This window comes from Pseudoalteromonas sp. CO342X (genome assembly GCF_004208915.1).
In the GTDB taxonomy this organism is placed as follows: Bacteria; Pseudomonadota; Gammaproteobacteria; order Enterobacterales; family Alteromonadaceae; genus Pseudoalteromonas; species Pseudoalteromonas maricaloris.
The window spans coordinates 285,287-307,095 of sequence record NZ_SGPH01000020.1 but is presented as its reverse complement, the minus strand read 5'-3'; the positions used below and the strand labels follow the sequence as shown (position 1 = coordinate 307,095).

General features: G+C 46.3%; 12 protein-coding genes. All 12 read right to left on the bottom strand.

Translation table 11 applies throughout. The features are described from left to right. On the bottom strand, nt 1-6,656 hold a 6,656-nt coding region (locus tag EXT47_RS11530), incomplete at its 3' end, for a non-ribosomal peptide synthetase (RefSeq protein ID WP_130126619.1). Between the two features lie 3 nt (nt 6,657-6,659). After that, nucleotides 6,660-11,213 carry a non-ribosomal peptide synthetase gene (locus tag EXT47_RS11525; RefSeq protein ID WP_130126618.1) on the bottom strand — a complete coding sequence of 1,518 codons (4,554 nt, stop codon included), beginning with the start codon at nt 11,211-11,213 and terminating at the stop codon, nt 6,660-6,662. Between the two features lie 23 nt (nt 11,214-11,236). Further along, on the bottom strand, nt 11,237-11,992 hold the full coding sequence (locus EXT47_RS11520) for a thioesterase II family protein (RefSeq protein ID WP_069018711.1): 756 nt from the start codon (nt 11,990-11,992) through the stop codon (nt 11,237-11,239). After that, nucleotides 11,989-12,696 carry a hypothetical protein gene (locus EXT47_RS11515; protein WP_039496059.1) on the bottom strand — a complete coding sequence of 236 codons (708 nt, stop codon included), beginning with the start codon at nt 12,694-12,696 and terminating at the stop codon, nt 11,989-11,991. Before EXT47_RS11515 ends, EXT47_RS11520 begins: the two co-directional genes overlap by 4 nt. Continuing rightward, entirely contained in the window at nt 12,693-13,424 is a 732-nt protein-coding gene (locus EXT47_RS11510) for an SDR family NAD(P)-dependent oxidoreductase (RefSeq protein ID WP_039496061.1), read from the bottom strand. Before EXT47_RS11510 ends, EXT47_RS11515 begins: the two co-directional genes overlap by 4 nt. 11 nt (nt 13,425-13,435) lie before the next feature. Beyond that, a complete protein-coding gene (gene fabZ / locus EXT47_RS11505; protein WP_010369411.1) occupies nt 13,436-13,834 on the bottom strand; it encodes a 3-hydroxyacyl-ACP dehydratase FabZ in 399 nt (132 codons plus the stop codon). After that, complete coding sequence (locus EXT47_RS11500) at nt 13,831-14,946, bottom strand: ABC transporter permease (RefSeq protein WP_010369409.1); 1,116 nt, start codon at nt 14,944-14,946, stop codon at nt 13,831-13,833. The genes fabZ and EXT47_RS11500 overlap by 4 nt, the downstream gene beginning before the upstream one ends. Beyond that, a complete protein-coding gene (locus EXT47_RS11495) occupies nt 14,939-15,706 on the bottom strand; it encodes an ABC transporter ATP-binding protein (RefSeq protein ID WP_010369407.1) in 768 nt (255 codons plus the stop codon). Before EXT47_RS11495 ends, EXT47_RS11500 begins: the two co-directional genes overlap by 8 nt. Before the next feature lies 1 nt (nt 15,707). Further along, on the bottom strand, nt 15,708-17,891 hold the full coding sequence (locus tag EXT47_RS11490) for a beta-ketoacyl-[acyl-carrier-protein] synthase family protein (RefSeq protein ID WP_039496064.1): 2,184 nt from the start codon (nt 17,889-17,891) through the stop codon (nt 15,708-15,710). Then, nucleotides 17,884-19,380: an AMP-binding protein gene (locus EXT47_RS11485; RefSeq protein ID WP_130126617.1), complete on the bottom strand. Its 1,497-nt coding sequence runs from the start codon at nt 19,378-19,380 to the stop codon at nt 17,884-17,886. The genes EXT47_RS11490 and EXT47_RS11485 overlap by 8 nt, the downstream gene beginning before the upstream one ends. A gap of 34 nt (nt 19,381-19,414) precedes the next feature. Beyond that, nucleotides 19,415-19,708, bottom strand: coding sequence for a phosphopantetheine-binding protein (locus EXT47_RS11480; protein WP_010369398.1), 294 nt, complete (start codon nt 19,706-19,708; stop codon nt 19,415-19,417). Nucleotides 19,709-19,845: 137 nt separating this feature from the next. Beyond that, on the bottom strand, nt 19,846-21,465 hold the full coding sequence (gene hutH, locus EXT47_RS11475; RefSeq protein WP_010606259.1) for a histidine ammonia-lyase: 1,620 nt from the start codon (nt 21,463-21,465) through the stop codon (nt 19,846-19,848). Nucleotides 21,466-21,809: the final 344 nt, after the last annotated feature.

Here is a 21,809-nt window from a genome sequence, read left to right as displayed (position 1 = left end):
GAAGAAAAGTCGATATTACGATACTTGTCACCTAACTGGCTGGTTAAGGCGTGAAGATAGTAAAGCACATTGTGCTGCGTGAGCATTACGCCTTTTGGTTGTCCGGTTGTCCCTGAGGTGTAGATGATATAAGCCAAGTTAGCCAACGCGGTTGGACGTACTAAGTTCTCATGCTCCACCGCCAGTGCATGGGTGTTTACGCTGAGCGCCTTCACGCCGAGCGCTGTGGCTTTTCCAAGCACAGGCTCAAGTGAAGGCAAGTGACTTTCCTGGGTTAGCACTAAGTCGGTGTTGGTGTCAGTTAAAATAAATTCAACCCGAGCTTCGGGGTAATCTGGTGAAACAGGCACATAGGCACCACCGGCTTTGAGCACGGCAAAAATAGCAATAAGCATCTCGCTACTGCGAGAAAAGTAGAGGGCGATGGGGGTGTCGGCAGGCAATAGGCCAGCTTGTACTTTGGGGTGCTGAGCAATGATTTGCTTCGCAAGGGCATTGGCTTTACCGTTCACTTCGGCATAAGACAGTGCTTCACCGCTGCTGGTTAACATGGCCGTCAGCTCTGGGGTGTTAGTGGCATGCTGCTCTACTAAGCTGGCCAGATCTTTGTCGGTGGCAAATGACTCGGCGTTGTTGTGCCATTGGCTAAGCGTTGTCTGCATTTGGTTATTGACCAAGCTAATGCTTTGATGGCTTTGTGTCAGTCGCTCCCCAAGCTGAATCAAAATAGCTTGTACTTGGTCAAGGATCCACTCTGCCCGTGCTGTGCTTAACCATTCTCCGTTGTAGTGCATCACAAAGTCTAATCGGTCTTGCTCGCTTTGGGCCACCACAGAAAGCGGATAGTCGCCTTTTTCTATTGATTCTCTGAACTTCCAGCTGCCGGTATTTTCTGGAGTCGGGTAGTTTTCAAATACAAAGAGGGTATGGAACAAGCGTTGACCATCACGTTGCAGTTTCGACAAGCTCATGTCGCTGTGGCTATTGAGTGCAGCTACGCCTTTTTGAATGGCTTTGAGAATGTCATTACAACTTGCTTCTGCTTGCCAATTCACCACTAAAGGTAAGGTGTTGATGAACAAACCGACCGCTTGTTCAATCCCATTGACTGGAATTTCACGACCGGAAACTGTGCTACCAACAATCGTTTGGCTATCACCAGAATAGGTTTGCAATAACTTATGCCAAGCAAATTGCAGTGCAACGTTGAGGGTTACGCCAGCTTGTTGACAAGTATGTTGTAGCGACCTAAACGCCTCGCCTTGAAGGCTAAATTGTACCGATTGCACTTGTTCAACGATTCGACTTTGCGACAAGTCATATTGGCCACCAAGCAATAAGTTAATATCGTTTGCGGTGTCAAATTCGGCTTGTTGTTGCTGCCAGTATGTTTGAGTTTGCTTGGTATTTTTAAGGTAATAAGCTTGCGCCTCTAAATAGGTTTGCTGCGCTTGCACCTCTGGTGTTTTCCCTGCACAAAGCTGGCGATAATACCCCGCGACAGCTTGCAGCATTAACGGTCCACTCCAGCCATCATTAATGGCATGGTGCTCGGTTTTGATAAGTGTGTAGAGGTTTTCACTGCGCTTAAACAAGGTGAAGCGAATAAGCCCCGGTTGACTTAGGTCAAACGGAACTTGTCGGTCTGCGGCTTGAGCTTTGCTGATGGCTTGCTGTTGGCCGTGCTCGTCAAAGGATGATAGATCTACTATGGTGAAGTGACTGTCATCAATACTGGCGTCGCGACACACCACTTGGAGTAGACATTCTTGCCAATCAAAAGCGGTGCGTAGAATAGGGAAGCGAAGCGACGCTAAACGCCAGGCATGAATAAAGTGTTCAACCTCTAGCGCTTGTTCAATATCCATGACCAATTGCACTCGGTAGGCATCATCCGTTGGGAAGTTAACAGCATGATAGATAAAGCCTTGTTGCAAGCTATTTGCTGGGTAAAGTGCTTCGATATTATAGTGCTTGCTCAGCGCTTGATAATGCCCATAAGACAAGTCGCTTAACCCCAAATCGCTAGGAGTTTGCTGCGGTGTTTGTACTGCTAGTTCGCAGCTTGCATTAATGACCTGGTGAAGCGCCATTTCAAAGTGCTCAACAAATGCCAGCGACTGTGATTGGTTCAACCTCGAAACCACATCAAAGTGAAGCTTGTCACCGCGAACTGCGCCATTGATGTTGAGTAGCAGTGCATTGTCAGCCTGAGCGTTTGCCTCTGTCATCACATAGCCTGCTTGAGTATCATCCAGCTGCCAGTCTCGGCTTTGCTGTTGTTGCTGATTCAATTGACCTAGGTAGTTAAAGCTCACCTGAGGGCGAATTACGCTGACTTTGCCAGCTTGTACAAAAGCGCCATAGCCCACGCCTTTATCCGGGATCTGACGCAGCATTTCTTTAGTGTTTGCGATGGTTGCAATCACGTTGTCGTGGTGTTCAAGGCGCACAGGATACATACTGGTAAACCAGCCTAAGGTTTGCGACACATCCAAGCGCGGATCTATATTTTCACGACCATGACCTTCAAGTTGAATATGATTAACGGTACTGTCAAAAGTGCTGTGTAGGGCAATATTGAGTGCCGCCAAAAGCAAGTCGTTAATGTCAGTATTCAAACCAAGATTGGCATCTCGTAGCAATTTAGCGGTCGTTTCTTGCGCAAATGTGATGCTGTATTGTGATTGTGCTGAGTAAGTGGGTTGGCTAGTAAAGCCTTTTTGTACCTGCTGCCAATAGTACGCTTGCTCAGGGTAAGCCGAAGGGTAGGTGGCAATGGCATCCACCCACTGACGATAGCTGGTAAGCTTGTCTGTTAGTGCTTCACCACTTAATAGGGTTTGTAAGTCTTGGCTTAACACCCGCCACGATACCACATCAATAATGGCATGATGGAAGGCAAAGAATACCTGACTGCCCTCGGCCGTTTTCACCAACGCTGCCTGCCACAGGGGGCCATTGAATAAATCAAATTGGCTTTGTAGTTTGGTCAATTCGTTAAATAACGCGTCTTTACTCAGAGCCGTCGCATCAAGTAATGGGACTTCAAGCTCTATTGCCGCTTGGTACGCTTGTTTTACCCCGTTGCTGGTCTGAACAAAGTGACAACGTAGCATGTCATGATGCTCGCTCAGCGCTTGAATAGCTTGAGTCAGCCCCGTGTGTTCAATGTGTTCAGGTAAGTTAAGGGTAAATGCTTGGTTCCAATGGTGTGGATTTGGTAGCCCTAAATCGAAAAACCACTGTTGGATAGGCAGTAGTGCAAACTTACCACTTAACCTACCTTGCTCCGTGATAAGTTCGATGGTTTCAGTGCTAACGTGTTGAATTAAATAGGCCTGCGCTGCCACGCTTGGGGCGTCAATGATGTCTTTAACCTGAAGGTTAAAGCCAGCTTTACGCAGCGCAGACACAAGTTGAATACTGACAATAGAGTCGCCACCGACTTTGAAAAAGTCATCATTAACGCCCACTTGTTCTAGACCCAATACTGACTGCCAAATACCACACAATTGTTTTTCTAATTCGCTGCTCGGTGCTTGATAGTTGTCTTCATCTACCACCGTTGGAGTAGGCAATTGCTTGTGATCCAGCTTTCCATTGTTGTTAAACGGTAACGCCGACATCACTTCAAAGTAGCTTGGGATCATATAGCTAGGTAAAACCTGAGCCAGTTCCTGTTTTACTGCATTTAGGTCTAACTCGCCGCGCTCTGGTACCACGTATGCGGCAAGTTGCTTGTTGCCCGCTTGTTCGAATACCACCACAGCAGCGACTTTCACTTGCGCCAATTCGTTGAGCTGTGCTTCTATTTCAGCAAGCTCAATCCTGAACCCGCGGATCTTCACTTGGTGATCGTTACGGCCTAAAAACTCTAGTACGCCAGACTCGGACCAACGTCCTAAGTCTCCCGTTTTATACAGTTTATCTAGCCCGAGTTGTTTGGCCTTTGCGCTTGCAAAGGGGTTATCGATAAAGCGCGCAGCACTCATTTCGGGTTTATTAAGATAGCCACACGCAAGTCCGGCTCCTGCTATAAATATCTCGCCTGTCGCGCCGTATGGCACTGGATTAAGATGTTTATCAAGCAATAATACTTGGCGATGATTAATGGCTTGGCCGATGGGCACCGGGCCATCAATATTGGCGCATGGATAGAAAGTGGTAAATGTCGTGCTTTCAGTTGGGCCATACGCGTTTATCACCAACTCTGGTCGCGTATCTCGGGCGAGAATGCGTTTGACTATGCTTGGAGTGATTGCCTCACCGCCTGTTAGTACGCAGCGGACATTGTCATAAATATCAGGTTGTTGTAAATACAGCGAATCAAACAGTGTGCGCGTTAGCCAAAGTACACTAACACCGTGTTGTTTAATTAACCTTGATAGGCTGTCAGGATCCGCGCCTTGTTGCGCACTTGCTACAACTAATTTGCAGCCGTTTATTAGTGGTGTCCAAATTTCAAACGTTGCGGCGTCAAAATTTGGATTAGATAGGTGAATAAACACGTCGTTTTCTGACGTGTTTATTAAATCAGTATCTTGTACCAAAGAAACAACGCCACGGTGTGGAACGACCACGCCCTTTGGCTCACCTGTCGTACCCGATGTATAGATCACATAGGCTTCGGTTTGCGCATGTGCACCTGATAGTACGGGCGCTGCATCAGACAAAGACAAGCTATCTAAGCAGGTAATTTGCGGCTCTGCATCACAACTTGCAACGAGTGTTTCGATACGCGGGCGCAGCTCGCTTTGTGTTAAAATCAAACCAAGTTGCGTGTCGTTGAGCATATACTCTATGCGCTGATCTGGATAATCAGGATTAAGCGGTACATAAGCGCAACCCGCCTTTAGGATAGCCAGTTTTGCGATTACCATTGCAATAGAGCGTTCACAGAAAAGCCCAACAAAGCGATGGTTAGCGCCAACGTCCACATGATCTTTAATGTAGGCGGCAAGCTTATTCGCGCTTTGTTCTAATTCTTGGTAGGTCAGCTGCATTTCGCCTTCAACCAGCGCTATTCGAGCTGGCGTTTTTTGTGCTTGCTGAGCAACCAACTCATGGATAGTAGAGTGCAAATAATCCGCATGCTCATCTACCTCAACCATTGGTGCTCGCTCATCATTACTTAACAAAGAAATTTGGTTATGCGGCTGGTTTTCATCAGCAATAATGGCATCTAACACCAATGTCATTTGGGTGAGCAATCGCTGTGCTTTGCTTGGTGCCAGCATGGTTTCGCAGAAGCTCAACTTAAGTAGCAAGATATCTTGTTGTTCAACAATGCTGATGGTGAGCGGATAGTCTACTTTTTCAATCATCTTATCGAACGACCATTCGAGTACGTCTTGTCCCGCTGGCGTCGGATAGTTTTCAAATACAAATAGACTGTTGAACAGGCGAGTATTCGGCTCTTGTAGTTGCGACAGTGAAACACTGCTGTTGCCGTTAAGTTCTGCAATTTTTTCTTTCAGCGCTGTAAGCTGGGTGCGAATACTGGCCGTTTCTTGCCAATCAAGGGAAAGAGGTAGGGTATTGATATATAAACCAACACTGGCATGGATCCCGTCAATGGGTAGTTCACGACCCGAGACCGTTGTGCCTACTATGGTTTGCTCAGCGTCGCAGTAATATTGCAGTACTTTATGCCAAGCAAATTGCATTAAGACGTTCAGCGTGAGCCCGTGTTGTTTAGCAAATGCTTTGAGCTGTTGATGGCGCTCTGAAGAGAGCTTTAATTCGCTCGCTGCTGCTTTTTGGATCTGTGACGAGCCAGATTGGTCAATATTTTTACTCAATAAGCGGTTGATATCATTGGGCTCACCAAATTGTGCCTTTTGGTTTTGCCAATAGCTATCGCTAGATTTTTGATTTTGCTGATAGCGCGCTTGTGTTTGTAGGTAAGCCGTTTCTTCTTCAACAATGACCGGCTCGCCTTTGGTTAGTTTGGCGTAGTTTTGATGCACGGTTTGCAGCATCACCGGAAAGCTCCAGCCATCGCTGATGCTATGGTGTTCTGCTTTAATTAGGGTGTAATGTGTATCGGCGCGTTTAACGATAGCAAAACGCATTAATCCCGGTTGAGTCAAATCGAAAGGTGTATTACGGTCGTCGTGAATGAGCTTATCGATACGTGTCTGTTGTTCAATGTGGTCTAACGTACTGAAGTCGTGAAAACTGAAGTGATTTGGGGTAAATCCGGCCCCTCCTTTGATCACTTGGATGATTTCATTTTCCCAGTTGAACGCAGTACGTAGCGCAGGGTAACGCATTGATGCCAAGATCCAAGCCTGTTGGTAAGCATCGACATCGAGTGTTTGATGGTAATCGATGACTAACTGAACGCGGTAAGCATCGTCATTTGGTTGGGCAAGGTGATGATAAACAAAACCTTTTTGCATACTGTTAGCATCAAAGATGGCACGGATCTCAGATGCCTTTTTATGCTCTGTCGCTAGTAACTGTTCAAAGTCTTGTTCGGAAAAAACTTGCTGCGATACAAGGTAATCTAATAATGCGGCTTTATTTGCTTTGAGGTAGTCAACCCATTGTTGGCTGAGTCCTTGCTCACCATGGACAATCTTAAGTTTGTCTCCATTGGCCCAAAGCGCAATGTTATCCTTTGCAAGTGATTGGCATAAATTCAACATGGTTTAAATCTCTAATTCTTGTGTTTTTTCAGACTGAGTCGTGGTTTGTTCTAGTTGTGTTTCACTTAACTGGGATTGCAGTGCAGCTAGTTGCTCCTGAGAAAGCGAGCCCGCACCAAAGTCGCTAGGGGTGCTTACACCGCCGCGCTTTTTCGCCTCGAGCGCCGTATCCAATACGTCATGTAGCGCTTGTGTTAAGTGAGTAGCGAAGGCATCGGTAAGATTGCCATCTAGCAATGAATCCACTTTGATCCTGAGTTGCTCGCCTTGAACCAGCGCATTGATATCGAGGATCAGATCCGAGCCGTTTTGTGCAGAACTTGTCTCGGTTTGCAGTTGGTTGTCTATTTGCCAAAGCGCATCGCTTTGCCCACCCATTTGGCCTAGGTAGTTAAAACTGATACTTGGCAACGTTAAGCTGGTGTCTTGCAGTTGTGCACTACCAAAACCAAGACCTTTATTTGGGATCTGGCGTAGCGCCTCTTTGGCATCAATAATGGTGTCGCTTAGTGTCGCTTGTTGAGTCAGGCGTAGCGGGTACAAGCAAGTGAACCAGCCAATTGTTTGGTTGATATCAGCATCATCACGCCACATTTCACGACCATGACTTTCCAACGTGATAGCATGCTGAGTTTGCTTAAAGGTTTTACTCAATGCTTGGCACAAAGCAGCCAGTAGTAACTCTTCACCTTGCGTATTGAAGCCTGCATTCGCGTCACGTATTAAGCGGGTCGTGGTTTGCGCGTCTAGCTCTAACCAAGCGGTTGACGGTGTTGCAGCCATGCTTGGCGGATAGCTTGGTAAGTTGGTTGCTAAACGCTGCCAAAATGCCATTTCTTGCGGGTGTGCTGCCGGGTACGCTTGCATCATTTCTACCCATTGTCGATAGCTGGTGCGTTTACTCAGCAACTCTCCTTGTGCTAAAAGGGTTTGCAGATCTTGCGCGATGATCCGCCAAGAAACCGCATCGATGATTAAGTGGTGAAGCGCAAAGTGAAGCAGGTCGTAGTCTTCGCAAAACGCTTCGATATGTGTAACTTGCCAAAGTGGGCCATTACAAATATCGAACTGGCTTTGTCGCGCGTTGAGCTCTGCTTGTACATCGTGCGACTTGCCGTTAAGGACGTTGAGTGGCGCCATCGTACTAACATCGTTATATTCTTGCGTAATATGGCCTTCAAATTCCATAAAGGTTGTGCGCAACATATCATGTTGATCACTTAAACTGTGTAGCGCCTCTTGTAATTGAGTTTGGCTAAAGCCGCTTGGGATCCTGATTGCAAATGCCTGATTCCAATGATTCTCCTCCGGTAGTGCTTTATTGAAAAACCATTGTTGAATTGGCAGTAGATCAAAGCGTCCGCTCAGCAGGCCTTGCTCTTGTGCTATCTCTCGTTGAGTCGCTTGTACGCTAACAATACGCTGACTTAACGCCGCTGCAGTTGGACAATCAAAGATATCTTTTACTTGTAGTTCAATGCCTTGTTTTCTGAGCAAAGCAACGAGTTGAATCGTGAGAATAGAATCACCACCGATAGCAAAGAAATCATCTTTGGTGCTCACTTGCTCAACACCAAGTAAAGTTTTAAATGCTTCACACAGTTGCGCTTCCGTTTCGTCTTGCGGCGCCACATATTCGCTTTGGCTTACCAGTTCAGGCTCTGGCAACGCTTTACGGTCTAATTTACCGTTGCCAGTCAAAGGTATTTCCGCAAGCTCAGTCCACGTTTTTGGCTGCATATAACTGGGTAGCGCTTGACTCACATGGACTTTCACTTGGGCGGTTTGGCCGTGATGTTGTGGCTTAAACTTGATATAAGCGGCTAGGTAGGGAACACTTTGTAGGGTACGGTCGATAACCACCGCTTGGGCAACTTCTGGCAATTGGTTGATCACGCTTTCGATTTCACCCAGTTCAATACGGTAGCCACGGATCTTCACCTGATTATCGTTACGACCGATATATTCCAACTCACCATCCGGCAGGCGTCTTGCCAAGTCACCAGTTTTATACAGTCTGGCTCGTCCTTGTTGAATATCTTGTTCGCTTGCGTATGGGCTGCTAATAAAGCGTTCTTGACTGAGCGCTTGGCGGTTTAAATAACCACGAGCAAGACCTGCTCCGCCAATATATAACTCACCGCAGGCGCCGGGTTCGACCAACTGCAATTTGGAATTTAGCACGTACGCTTTCATATCTAATATGGGTCTACCGATATGAGAGGCTTTAGAACTTGATTGTTGCGTGAGTGCTTTATAGGTGACATGCACCGTGGTTTCAGTGATCCCATACATGTTGACCAATAGCGGCTGTTCATCGCCGTAGCAGTTCCACCAAGGGTTGAGCATTTCGGGGTTAAGTTTGTCACCACCGAAAATCACATACCTCAGTTTGTCAAAATTCAATTTTGCGCTTAGTGCCGCTGCACTAAATTCATAGAATGCGGCAGGAGTCTGATTAAGCACAGTCACTTGATTATCTGAGCAGTAGTCTGCAAAGGCCTCAAAATCGCGGATCAGGCTGTTGTCAGGAATGCAGAGTTTACCGCCATAAAGTAGGGCACCCCACATTTCCCATACACTAAAGTCAAAAGTATAGGCATGGTAAAGCACCCAAGTATCGTGATGGTCAAAGCCATAATCTTGCTCCGTCGCCGTGAACAATCGAGCGACGTTTTCATGAGTTTGCATCACGCCTTTTGGTTGGCCAGTCGTACCTGAGGTATAAATGATGTATACCAAGTCCTGCGGTGATTGGCTGATGACAGGGGCTGTGTCGCTTTGTTGCTGGGCATTGAGTGGTGTAACTAATGGGCAAGCCACCTCCGCCAAACGGCATTTGTCTTGTGCGGCGGCATACTCTTGCTCGTCGACAATCAACAGGCTTGGGTTAGTGTCACTTAGAATAAAGGTTGTTCGCTCGCTGGCATGGTCGGGAGACAGCGGCACATAAGCCGCACCCGCTTTAGTGACAGCAAGAATTGCAATCAGCATCTCGATAGAAGGCTGCATGTACAGCGCAATTAACGTATCGGCAGTGAGGGTTTGTTGATACTGAGACTGATATTGCTCCCGTAAATGCAAGGCAAGGGCGTTGGCTCTGGCGTTAAGGGTTTTATAATCGATAGATTGTGTTTGGGTTTGTAGTGCAATTTGATCTGGGTGTTTACTTACCGCTTGTTCAAACCAGTGATTTAAAGTGGTGTCGGAAAAGAACGTTTCATTATCTTGATTGCTGCGCGCCAAGATAAGCATTTGCTCTTCTTCATCCAGTACAGGCAGCTCGGCGATATTAAGATCGCTAGAGTGGGTAAGTAATTCAATAAAGCGCGCCTGAATATCGGTGACCCGTGTCATTGCCACGCGAGAAAAGACAGACTTAGCGGCGACCACTTTACGACAAAGGCCACCTTCGGTTTCAAAATGCGTAAATTCGATATCAAATTGTGAAACACCAGGCTCAATGGATACCCCTTTGATAATGGTATCTCCCGCTGTGCCCAAAGCAAGTTCGTACCCTTGGCGACCAATCATCAACGGGGTGATCCCTGGACGAATGCCATTGCTTTTTAGCTTGGCTAAGTAGTTACAGGTGACATTAATATGCTTTGCAGCGTCTTTATTATTATTTCCTGACAGCAGTAATTGGGTGAGCTGGTTACTGACTTCACTGATAAGCGATGCGCCTGTGTACTGCTCAATATCGCAAATAGAAACCGTTTCAACGTCTGAATAATGACCTAAGATCGCGCGTGTTTTACGGGTGCGGCGAGCCATCGGGATCCCTATGGTCAAATCAGTTTGCCCAGTGGTATGAAATAAAGTCAAAAAGACGCTGGCAAGCACGACGCTAAAACTCGTAACGCCAGCTTGAGAGGCCACCTGTTTTACTTGTTTGAGTGCCTCTGGGTTTTCTTCACGAAACGCGATGCCGTCATAATGGTGCGCTAGTGCCTCAGTATTACTCTGGTAAAAATCGATAGGATAGAGTTCGCTCTGTTGTGAAGTTGCTGCACGCTCAGGCTTTTCTTTAAACATCACTTGATAATCAAGGGGGGCGAGATCAAGTTCAGAGTTATCAAGCACCGCTTCTATACATGCGAGTAAATCGCTCATTAGTACTTGCAATGCCCACTGGTCACAGTTGATGTGATGCCCTTTGATGGTCAGTAGCAACCGAGTTTCTGAGCTACAAGCGTAGAATTGAAAGGTCTCTTTAGTGATATCGATAGCTTGCTCAATTAAGGTTTTGGCGGTGACAGAGTCACTAAAAGCGGCAATCTCATCAGGCACGGCTAATAACTTAGGGGCACTGGCTAATAATTCGAGTTGTGGTTCGCCTTGAGCCTCATCAATACGACTCGATAAAACTGGGTGCCTTGCAAATAGCAACACTAAGGCTCGCTCTAGCGCCTCGGCTGTGAGCCCGCCGGTAAATTGTACCGCGCAAGCGATGTTATATACTGGATTTGCCAAATCAAGCTGTTGGGCTTGCCATACGTGAAGTTGCCTCGTTGTCAGAGACTTGAAATTGGCGGAATTGGACTGTGAGTTCATTGCGTGATCCTTGTTTTTTCGCCTTAACACAACGGCTTTTGCCAGTTTGCTTTTTGGTATTTTGTTTGCTGCAAGCGTGCTAAGTGTCGCGCTACAGCGGCGACAATCACCTCACACGCCAGCGTTGGGCGTTGTTGTAAATACATATGACCGCCATCGACATGATGGTGCTGAAAATGGTTCTCGCAGTACTCAGACCAAGCTTGGTGTGACTCAGGCTTAACCAAGTGATCTTGTGTGGCGAGGATCAGTTCGACCGGCATCGTCAACGTGATATCTGTACTGACGGGTTGCTCGGCTAACATAAAGTCGTCTTTAAACATAGCGGCCACAACCGCTTCTACGTCCTTCGTTAAACGATGTTTAGGCAGCATGTCGAGATGATATAAAGTCGTGAGCAAGTCCGAGTCAGTCAATTTTGAGTACTGGGTAGCCGAGGGAATACTTGGCGCGCGGCATCCAGATAAACAGAGTAAATCCGGTGTTGTCAGTGCGTGTTTAGCAAGATGATCGGCAAGCTTATAAGCCACCATCCCGCCAAGACTGTGACCAAAAAACACGCACAGCCGCTCACTACGCGGCTGAAGTTGCGTGCTACTACTTAGGTGACTAAGTGCCTCATCCCAGTCCCGTAAAGATTGCATACCTGCTTTAGTACCACGGCCCGGTAAGTCGATGCCGTGGAGTTGCCAATGCGCAGGTAAATGTTTGGCCCATTCCCTAAAAAACAAAGAAGAGCCACCTGCGTGATGGAAACAGTATAAGTCAACCGGCATCATAGCTTGAGCTCCAGCGTTGGTGTGAATGCGATGGATTGACCGGTGAGCATGGTGTTGGTTTTCATAAAGTTGACTAGGTATTCCACCAAGTCTTGATAGCTGTATACCGCAGGTCGTGCACCCAATACGCCTCCTTTTAGGTTACGCTTTTGGATTCTTGCGGCTTTGCTATCGGTAGCCAGTAGCGGTAACACAAAACTGTTAACTGCCAGCTTGCTACCTTGATACTCGCGTGCGAGCGTCATCATCAATGCGTTATGAGCGTGGTTACAGACACTGGCGGTGGCTTCTAACTCGTAATTTAAGGTGTCTGATTGCGTTAAAAAGACGAGGTTTCCACCACTCACTCTGAGGTTGTCGGCGATGACTCTGAGTGCCGCAAATGCGCTTTCTAGACGTGCAATCACTTGCTCGCCAACGGCAATGTCTTCGAGTAGATTGCTTTCATCAAGGCGATTGGCACAATGCAGTACCATCACTTCTTGCTGATTATTATTGAGTTCAAACCAATCTAGTAATGTAGTGGTATTTAACTCAGAGAGGGGAGCGTTGAGGTGGATATGGCTCGCTTCTGGATTATGCGCGAGCACCTCAGCACTTGCATTGATAAGGAGTAACGGATGTTTTTGCGACAGCAAATGGGTAACGAAGTGGCTATCAAATTCACTTGTTGGATAAAGTAAAATAAACGCTTGAGCATTCATACCGCAAGCCCTCCATCCAAACGAAGCACATTTCCCGTTTGGTAGTTAGAGGCGCTAGAAGCGAGATATAGCGTGGCATCAGCAATTTCTTTGACGCTCCCAACACGACCAAGTGCGGTATGTTTTAGCACCGGGTTGATAATGCTTGCGGGGATATCATCAATCATATCGGTTGCAATAAACGTCGGAGCGAGTGCATTACAGTAAATACCACAGTGACCATATTGCCGTGCAATAGTCCGAGTGAGGCCAATAATTGCGCCTTTTGAGGTCGCGTAGTTGGCTTGGCCTTCACGTCCGCTTATTCCGCTTTGCGACACCATGTTGATAATCTTGCCTGCACCTTGCTTAGTCATGACTGGTAATACCGCTTGGCAACACAGTAATGTACCTTTGAAGTTAATATCTAACACGTTATGAAAAGCGTCGTACGACATCTGAGAGAACAAGCTATCATTCGTGATCCCAGCGTTATTCACTAACACATCAACCCGACCCGTGTCGCTTATCGCTTGGCGAATAGCGGAGTTGACGAACTCGCTGTCGGTAATATTGCCGCTTTGTTGAGTGAAACGAGCTTGATACTCAGGTTTGTGTAACTCCGCGATGGGGGTTTGTGTGCGACAAATACCGTATACTCGAGCACCACCTTGCAAAAAGGCGAGTGCGATGCCTTTGCCTATCCCTTTGGATACGCCAGTCACTACTACTGTCTTTCCAGTAAACACAACCAAGTTCCTTAATCCGTGTAAACAATCGTGAGTTCGGCTTTTGCAACCAACTCATCTTCAACGTGTGCTTGTGCTTTAAAGCGCGCCATCGCACCAAATTCAGTTTCTAGTTTTGCCGTTACTTTAATGATTTCGCCGGGGCGAACAGGGCGACTAAATTTGGCTTTTTCTATGGAAGACAGCATGCCCCCTTTGTGCGTGTTGTTGCAGCACAAGCCGCTGATCTGCGCCATGGTCTCAATGATTAACACACCCGGGAAAATAGGCTCATCCGGAAAATGTCCTTGCAGACCTGGCTCGTTATGCGAGACAAACTTCAATCCAACAATCATCTCTCCCGGTGAATGTTCGATTATCTTGTCTGCAAACTTAAATGGTGCCTTATGCGGCAAGTTATCGGTGATCATGATTTTTCATCTCCCCAGTCAAAGCAGAAGTAAACGATGAGGAAGAACACCACGCTGGTGACGCCTAAAATAATCAATTGACGACTTACCGCAGCCAGTTCAACGCCTTGGTTTGCGACTAAGCGCAGTGCATCCAAAAACGCAGTGGTTGGCAGTAACGAAACTATTTCTCGCAATAGAGTGGGAAAGTTAGCGGTGTCGAAATAAATGCCCGATAAGAACATCAACGGAAAGTAAAGTAAGTTAGCTATCCCTGATGAGACTTCAACCCGTTGGCTACGGGCGCCGACTAACACGCCGAGCATACAGATACAAAATGAACCGAGTGCCATTACTGCAATGATATCCAGCACGTTTCCTTGCAGCGTGTAACCAAATAAAAAGTGAAATGCGACGAACAGAATCAGCATTTGGAACACTAGTAAGAACAAGCGTGCGAGCACGATCCCAATGATGTAATCACGGCGTTTGAAAGGAGAAAGGCGTAGACGTTTAAAAAAGCCGTTTTGTCTGTCCGACACTAAACTGTTGGCAATCGACACCAGTGCTAAACCAAGGACTTGTAACACGATGATCCCAGGGATCAACCAGTCAGTGTAACGATAACCTTTGACGCTAATGACATTGCTTCGCATCTCTTCGCCGTTAGCTTGCGCTTTAAGACGCAATAGATAGTTACGTGCCATTAACGACTCATCGGAGTTATGAGTAGAAAACATAGCGTTGGGGGCAAGGTAAACTTCAGGGCTCACCTCATTTTGCAGTTTACGTAGCACTGAGCCTGGTGAGCTGATCACCTCCGCCAGCTGAGCAGAAGCAAAGCTGTCTTCCAGCACAATTGAATCGGTTTGTGAGAGGCGGGTAACGGTAACGAGTGGATCTTCCTCCATCGCTTTAAGCCATTTCTGTTCAATTTGCTCGCCATGCATCACCACCACATTCATAGGAGACATTTTTGGTCCACCAGAGAAGGCTTGGATCAACAATAGGGCGATGAAAATAGGTAAACCGAATGTCCATAGCAATACCGCTTTATCACGGAAAAAAGGTCGAATATTGACCATCATTAATTGCCAAAATGGATATAACTTAGTTTGACTTAACTCAGGCATAACTTTCCCTCTCCATCGTGGAACCTGTGAGTTTCAAAAATACGTCGTTGAGTGTGGCTTTTCTGGGTTCTTTAATCACCGGAGTCTCAAAGGTGCGATTAATAATGTCGCTTGGCGCGCCTGACTCTATGATTTGACCTGAATTAATGATGGCTAAGTTGTCGCATAAGAACTCTGCCTCATCCATGTAGTGCGTCGTTAACATCACACAGGTACCGGCTTCTTTGAGGTCTTTAATGATGTGCCAAAACTCTTGGCGACTCGTAGGGTCAAGTCCCGTAGTTGGCTCATCTAAAAACACCAACTTGGGCTGGCCAACCACTGCCATCGCCAAAAATACGCGTTGCTTTTGTCCACCACTGAGTTCGCTTAGCCAAGCGTCCTTTTTCTCGCTTAAATTGAAGCGCTCAAGCAGCGTATCAATTGGCGTGTAGCTTGGGTAAAAGCTGGCAAATAGCTCGACGCACTCTTTTACTTTGAGTTTTTCGTAGAGGTTATTGTGTTGCATCACGCCACCCATAAGGCTGCGAAGTTTGGTTTCGTGTTGCTTCCAATTAAGACCGAATAACGTCACTTCACCTGACGTTGCACTACGCAAGCCCTGAAGTATTTCCAACGTCGTGGTTTTTCCGGCGCCATTGGGCCCAAGGAGTCCAAAACATTCGCCTTCGCTAACGCTAAAAGAGACGTCATCGACGGCAACTTTTCGTGTTCTTTTGTAGACCTTCCTTAAGTTCTTCACTTCGATCACGGTCGTCATCTTATTTCCTTACTGTTCGTAAAATACATCCCGTCATACTTCCCGCGAGATTAACGCTTAGGAGTAGGGTTTGATCTAACTCGGTATCACCAACTGGGGTGTTGAGTGCATGCATTAGCGCACGCACTGCTAATTCTGTACTGTGTAGAGGCGTGGTTTGTGGTTGATATTTTATAAGTTGAGCCTGTGGTAAATGGCTGTCCAAGCTTGCTGCAATGGTGGCAAACGCTTCGTCGTGATGAGTACTTAACACGACATTGCCCACTTGGCTTAGCTTTCTAGCTTTGCTTGCCAATAATCTGTCTAGTGCTTGATGTTCCTGCGCATCATTGATTTGAATAAAATCAATGAGCTCTGCGAGAGGTTGGTAGCCTGCCGGTAACACCTCGCTGGTTGCCAAGAGCGCCGCACTGGAAAAATGACCGATATCTGCTTGGAATTGATGTGCAGCCCAGACCTGCTGCGAGAGTGCTGTGTCGTCTTGCGAGCTACATACCATCGCATATCGACTTCGACCTTCACGCATATCAAGAGTTGCGCTCCAAAGCGCATGTAGAAAGTCATTGCCTAAATCACTCACACAAGTGGCCGAGTTTTTAAAGCCGAAGCCGAGTGCCAGTTGCCCTAATGTGGCATTGACGACGGTATTGGGGAAATGCGTACTTTTTAGCTCTGCGATGCCATCTTGAAATGATGCGAGGTTTTTATCTAAGGTTTCCAGCGAGCCAATGGGATTAGCATAGTAGGCTGCGAATTCTGGCAGTGGTAATTGAGCTAAATTGAGATCGCTGTCTTGTAAGGTAAATTGGCAGGCACCTAAGGCAAATTGTGCAACACACGGTGTACGGCGCTGGAAAAGTGCGGGAAACTGCTGTTTTAAGTTAAATTCAGCAAAGTGGTCGGTGCTATTTTGTCGAGCATTGTATACTTCAGTATCAGACAGGCTGGTGGCAGCAAGTAGATACACCGGTTTTGACGCCGTGTTAATCGACGTTTTCTGATGTTTACTGAGTAGCATGCTGGTGTTGTGGCCACCAAATGCTGAGTTAGTCACCGCAAAAACATCAACAACCTGAGGTCTGGCCTGATTGGTCACTAATTGATACGCATGGCAACACGACCTTATTGAGTCGACCCCCAGTGTTGCTGGTAGAAGTCCTTCATCCTGGCTGACCAAAGTTGAAATAAGTTCTACGGCACCAGCGGCACCAAGGGTATGACCAAAGTAAGATTTACTACTTGAAACCGAGACGTCGTGCATGGCCTGTTCACCAATGGCTGATTGGATCCCTTTTAGCTCTGCGCCATCATTTGCTGGCGTACCAGTCCCGTGGCTGTTGATATATTCAATATCACTTGCTGCAACGGGCGCATAGGACAATGTCTGCGTAAAAGCGCGGCGTACACCATCGCCCTCGGGGTTAGGTGCTGTAGCGTGGTGAGCATCTAAGCTCGACCCTGTCGCGAGCAATTGATATCGCAGCGTTGCGTTACGCTGATTGGCATGTGTTTGCGATTCAAAGACTAAAAAACCTGCGCCTTCACCTAAACTTAATCCCATTTTTTCGCTGTACGGAGCACAAGGCTCAGGACTCAAGGACTGTACCGACTGAAAGCCGCCGTAAACCAGCTCGCTCAGGGCATCCGCACCGCCAGCAATGACGACATCTGCTTGGTCGTTTTCGATGAGTTGTTTAGCAAAAGCAATGGCACTGCTACTTGCGGTACAGGCCGAGGTGAAAGTCATTACAGGGCCCTGAATACCGAAGTGGCGGCTGACATCGGTTGCAATTTGATGTGGTGGATAAAACTTAAACCCTAGTTGATGCTGACCTTTAAGGCTCTCCATCAATGAAAACATACCGCAGTTTGCATTACCGAGAATAAATGCCACACGGGTACTGTCCATCTGATTTAAGGCTAAATTTGCATGTTCAAGTGCTTCTGTAACGGCATGGATAGCGTATTGGCTCGCCAGATCCATATCAAAATGTTCTGCGCTGTGATTCTCGTAGTTGATAGCGAGCGCCCCAACATTGTGTGTTAGTCCCTGTGTGTCGAAACGATTAATGCGGTCAATACCAGTGCGGTTTTCCTTGATGCTAGTTAGCAGCGCTTGGCGATTTTCGCCCGCTGCACAGAGCACACCATAACCAGTAATGAAAGTTTGTTGTTTATTATTCATGTACGCATTCCTGTAGTGCCGAGAGGGTGATTTTGCCGAGCTCGTTTTCTGGAAATTGCGCCAAAAAATGAACCTGCGGCGTGGGTAAATCTTTAAACCAACTTCTGATGTCCTGAAGTGTAGGGATGCAAGATAGTCCTTCGACAAAGGCGACCAGCTCGCCCCCTTTATTATTGTTATTGTCCTCGATAAAAAACACGCGATGGCGAAGTCCCACAAAGCGTTCTTGGAGGACTTTTTCTATACTTTGTAGCGAGTAGCGTTTACCTGCATATTTAAATATTTGGTCTGCGCGCCCACCGTGTGTGAATTGGTTTTCATTGCTGAAAATCAGCTTATCTTTGAGCTCAAACTCATCACAATTAGCCACTAAAAACGGTGATCTCAACATGGTTTTGTGCTCGCCATTTTGATAAATGTCGACCGTAGTGAACTTAGTAAAGTGCGTTTCGTTGTTGCCTAATGGACGATAGCCGATACCGCCGGTCTCAGTGCTTCCTAGTACCTCAAAAGCTTGTATTGAAAGTGATAGGTAAGAAATAAGGTCGGCAAGTTTTTGCTCTTTCTCACCTTTGAATGGTGCACCTGAGCTTATTAAGTAACAGTGGTTTTGATTTAACTGATCGGCCACAAAGTCAAACATAGTTGGCGTTAAGATCACACCTACCTGTTTGTCTTTTACAGGTTGTAAATCCGGTGTTGAACCGAGTTCATAACACACCGGTTTGCCAAGCTGCAGAGGGAGCATAAATGCCCAAATAAAGCCGAACATGTGGCGGATATCAACGCAAGCACAGAAATAATCTACTGCGTCAAACGAGAAAGTGTCAGCAAAAGTGACGGCTTCTGCATGGAGTGAGGCGATGGATTTATGCCAAGTTTGTGGCTTGCCTGTGCTGCCTGACGTTTCAAAGCCAATTGTCTTATCGCTATGCTGTTGTAAAAATGCCGTCATGGAATGAAACGGAACTTCTACCTCTTGATTGGCAAGCGTGAGTTCTCGCCAGCTAAACGCATTGACGTTCGCGGCCGCATTCGCACTTAATACCGGAGTGATATTGTGTGCTAATAACACCATAGTGCTCACAATGATATCGCAGGGCGTGCTGTCTTTGATAAGGCGAACCTGACCGTTGATCTCACACTCTAGACTACACTGTATCAGTGCTAGTAAATCGGTCTCTTTGAGAGAGGTGACTTGATCTGCCCAAGTCTCCAAGGGTGTTGCTTGTTTTTGTTGCGTTAAGTTTAACGCTATTTGGCGTGTTAGTGTCGCCAAAGTTACAGTGCTCAATTCGCCCAAGTCTTTTAATTGGAACGCTTTTTTACATGCAGCAGATAACTGCATAAGGTCGACCGAGTCGAGAAACAGTGGCGCCTCAATTAAATTGGCGTCGTCACTTAGTACGTCTAGTTGTTCTTTATCTACTTCTAACTCAGCTTCAATCAGTTGCATGAGTGTTGAACGAATGGCACTGTATGTTTGCATGGTGTCCTTCCAAGCGAAAATGGTTACGGTCAGATCAACAAGCTTCAGCTGTTGTTTGTGCTTCAACTTGTTCGTGAACAAAGCTAGCTAAGGTACTGACGTTTTTCATTTTTTCTTGAATGGTTTGTTCTGGGTAATCTTTGAACTTAAGGTTGTATTTTTTCTCGATAGATACCACAAGATCGAGCACCTCGATGCTGTCTAGATCTAGACCGTCACCGATAAGTTGAGCATCATCTTCGATTTCATCAATGCTATCTACCACTTCTAAATTGTCGACAATGATGTCTTGTTTAATAAATTGTGTTATTGATTCTAAGCTACTCATTTTTATATCCTTTTTAGTTTCTCTGGTGTGTAGTTTTCGTCTCATTAGCGGTTTTTGAGCAACAACAAGCCCTAGCTGGCGGCAGTGAAGCTGCCAGCTATAGCGTTATTGTCATCTCAAAAATGACTTAGAGAGGGTTACTGCTCATTAAATAGGGCGTTAACCATATTGTTGATTTCGACATCCATCGGCCTATCTTCAATGACTGGTTGGAAGTTGCTGCTAATTTCGTCGAAAAACTCGCGAGAAAGTGCGTTAAGTTTCTCTGCTTTTGCATCTTTCCCATCAACATAAAATGCCTGGCGGATCGCCATTGCCTGAATGGCAATAACTGGCTTGATAAGATCTGTTATACGACGAAGGTCACGTGCGGCGATGGTGCCCATGCTGACGATGTCTTGGTTTAGTGCTTCTGTTGTGCGTGAAAATACTGACATCGGGCCTGCATTTTTAAGTGCTTCTGCAACAAGAGAAGAAGAGGTAATTTGCATTGCTTTGAAACCGTGGTGTACCCAAGCTTTGTCGCCAAGATCTTCACGCGCAACCAAGTTGTTAGAAATTCCACCGTTAAGGCGATCATCAACCAAAATGCCTAATTCACGCTCTAGTAACGCGCCCATGTTTGCAACGAGTGGCTTGAGGGTGTCGCACACCGCTGCAACGTGACCACCGTAGAAGTGACCCGCGTTGAGGATAAGGTCGTTCTCATCATCAAATAGTGGGTTATCGTTCACTGAGTTGATTTCAGTCGTTAGGATCTGTGATGCCCACATCTCAGCATCAATTAATGGACCTAACACCTGCGGAGAGCAGCGAATTGAATAGCTATCTTGTAACCTGAATGTTTCTTGCTTGCCAAACTCAATGTTGTCATCGGTGCGGTTTCTGCGACCTAAACGCTGATCGACGTTAGTTAAGCGTTCTAGAATTTTCTCTGCGCAGATCTGCTGTCCGCGGTGTGGTTTAAGTTCGTGTACGCGTTTATGGAATGGCGATGCACGACCTTCGATAAGTTCGACATAAAGCGCGATCAGTTTGCAGCTTAAATCAATGCCGCGGCGGATGTCTTTTAGCGCATTCGTGGCGATGGCAGACATAACCGAAGTACCATTCATGATAGCTAAACCTTCTTTCGGCTTTAGCTTGTATGGCGCAATGTTTAGCTCTTCTAATACTTCAGCGGTTTCACGCAGTTGTCCTTGATAGTACACCTTACGCTTACCACCAAGTGCGGCACCGACATAAGAAAGTGGTGTTAAGTCGCCGCTCGCACCCACTGAACCCATAGAAGGGATAGCCGGGATGATGCGGTTGTTTAGGAAGGTTTCCATCTGCGCCAGCAATTCCCAACTAACGCCTGAAAAGCCTTTGGCATTACAGTTCATGCGGATCAATAAAGTCGCGGCACAATCAGACTCTGAAAGGTAATCACCAACGCCACAGCCATGATAAGCAATGAGGTTTTGTTGTAATTCTTCAGAGAGAGAAGTCGAAATACGGTTACTTGCTGAGTTACCAAAACCAGTCGTCACGCCGTATATATCTTCTTGATTTGCTAATTTATTGTCCAGGTATTGACGGTTTTGCTCGATTCTAGCTTTTAGTGCCAACTCGTCCAATTTTACTTTGGATAAGGGCTGAGCTGCGTAATCTTGCACTGACTCCAGAGAAAGTGATTGATCTTGCGAGATGAAAACAATACTACCGAGCTTTTTCTCGACCTGAATTGCTTCCTTTTCTGTGTTGTACTGGTTCATGACTTTCCTACTCTGACTAAAATAATGAATCCGATTGTGATTTTCACAATGCTTATATTTTTGTATGACGGGAAACTGTTTAGAAAACCCAATCATACTTGTTAGAGGCGAGTACTACTTAACCAACGTCCCGTGTGTGCCTATCCGTTAACTTGGTCGGCTTTGTCGCGATACTATTGTCGCTATCTTTGTTACAAGATTATTTTATTTGTAAATAAAAAATATTAAATGTGATTTTTTGATTGTTGTGTTTTAAGAACGGCGGCTAGGTTAAGCCCGAGTTTTCAGGGTGTCAACACGAAAAATTTGACATTTTAATGTTAATTAAATCTAACGTTAACATA

Bases quoted from the DNA above. Each gene is read 5' to 3' on its own strand.
- fabZ (WP_010369411.1), bottom strand. From the start codon at position 13,834: ATGATCACCGATAACTTGCCGCATAAGGCACCATTTAAGTTTGCAGAC.
- EXT47_RS11485 (WP_130126617.1), bottom strand. From the start codon at position 19,380: ATGCAAACATACAGTGCCATTCGTTCAACACTCATGCAACTGATTGAA.
- EXT47_RS11495 (WP_010369407.1), bottom strand. From the start codon at position 15,706: ATGACGACCGTGATCGAAGTGAAGAACTTAAGGAAGGTCTACAAAAGA.
- hutH (WP_010606259.1), bottom strand. From the start codon at position 21,465: ATGAACCAGTACAACACAGAAAAGGAAGCAATTCAGGTCGAGAAAAAG.
- EXT47_RS11525 (WP_130126618.1), bottom strand. From the start codon at position 11,213: ATGAACTCACAGTCCAATTCCGCCAATTTCAAGTCTCTGACAACGAGG.
- EXT47_RS11480 (WP_010369398.1), bottom strand. From the start codon at position 19,708: ATGAGTAGCTTAGAATCAATAACACAATTTATTAAACAAGACATCATT.
- EXT47_RS11520 (WP_069018711.1), bottom strand. From the start codon at position 11,992: ATGATGCCGGTTGACTTATACTGTTTCCATCACGCAGGTGGCTCTTCT.
- EXT47_RS11490 (WP_039496064.1), bottom strand. From the start codon at position 17,891: ATGAATAATAAACAACAAACTTTCATTACTGGTTATGGTGTGCTCTGT.
- EXT47_RS11515 (WP_039496059.1), bottom strand. From the start codon at position 12,696: ATGAATGCTCAAGCGTTTATTTTACTTTATCCAACAAGTGAATTTGAT.
- EXT47_RS11500 (WP_010369409.1), bottom strand. From the start codon at position 14,946: ATGCCTGAGTTAAGTCAAACTAAGTTATATCCATTTTGGCAATTAATG.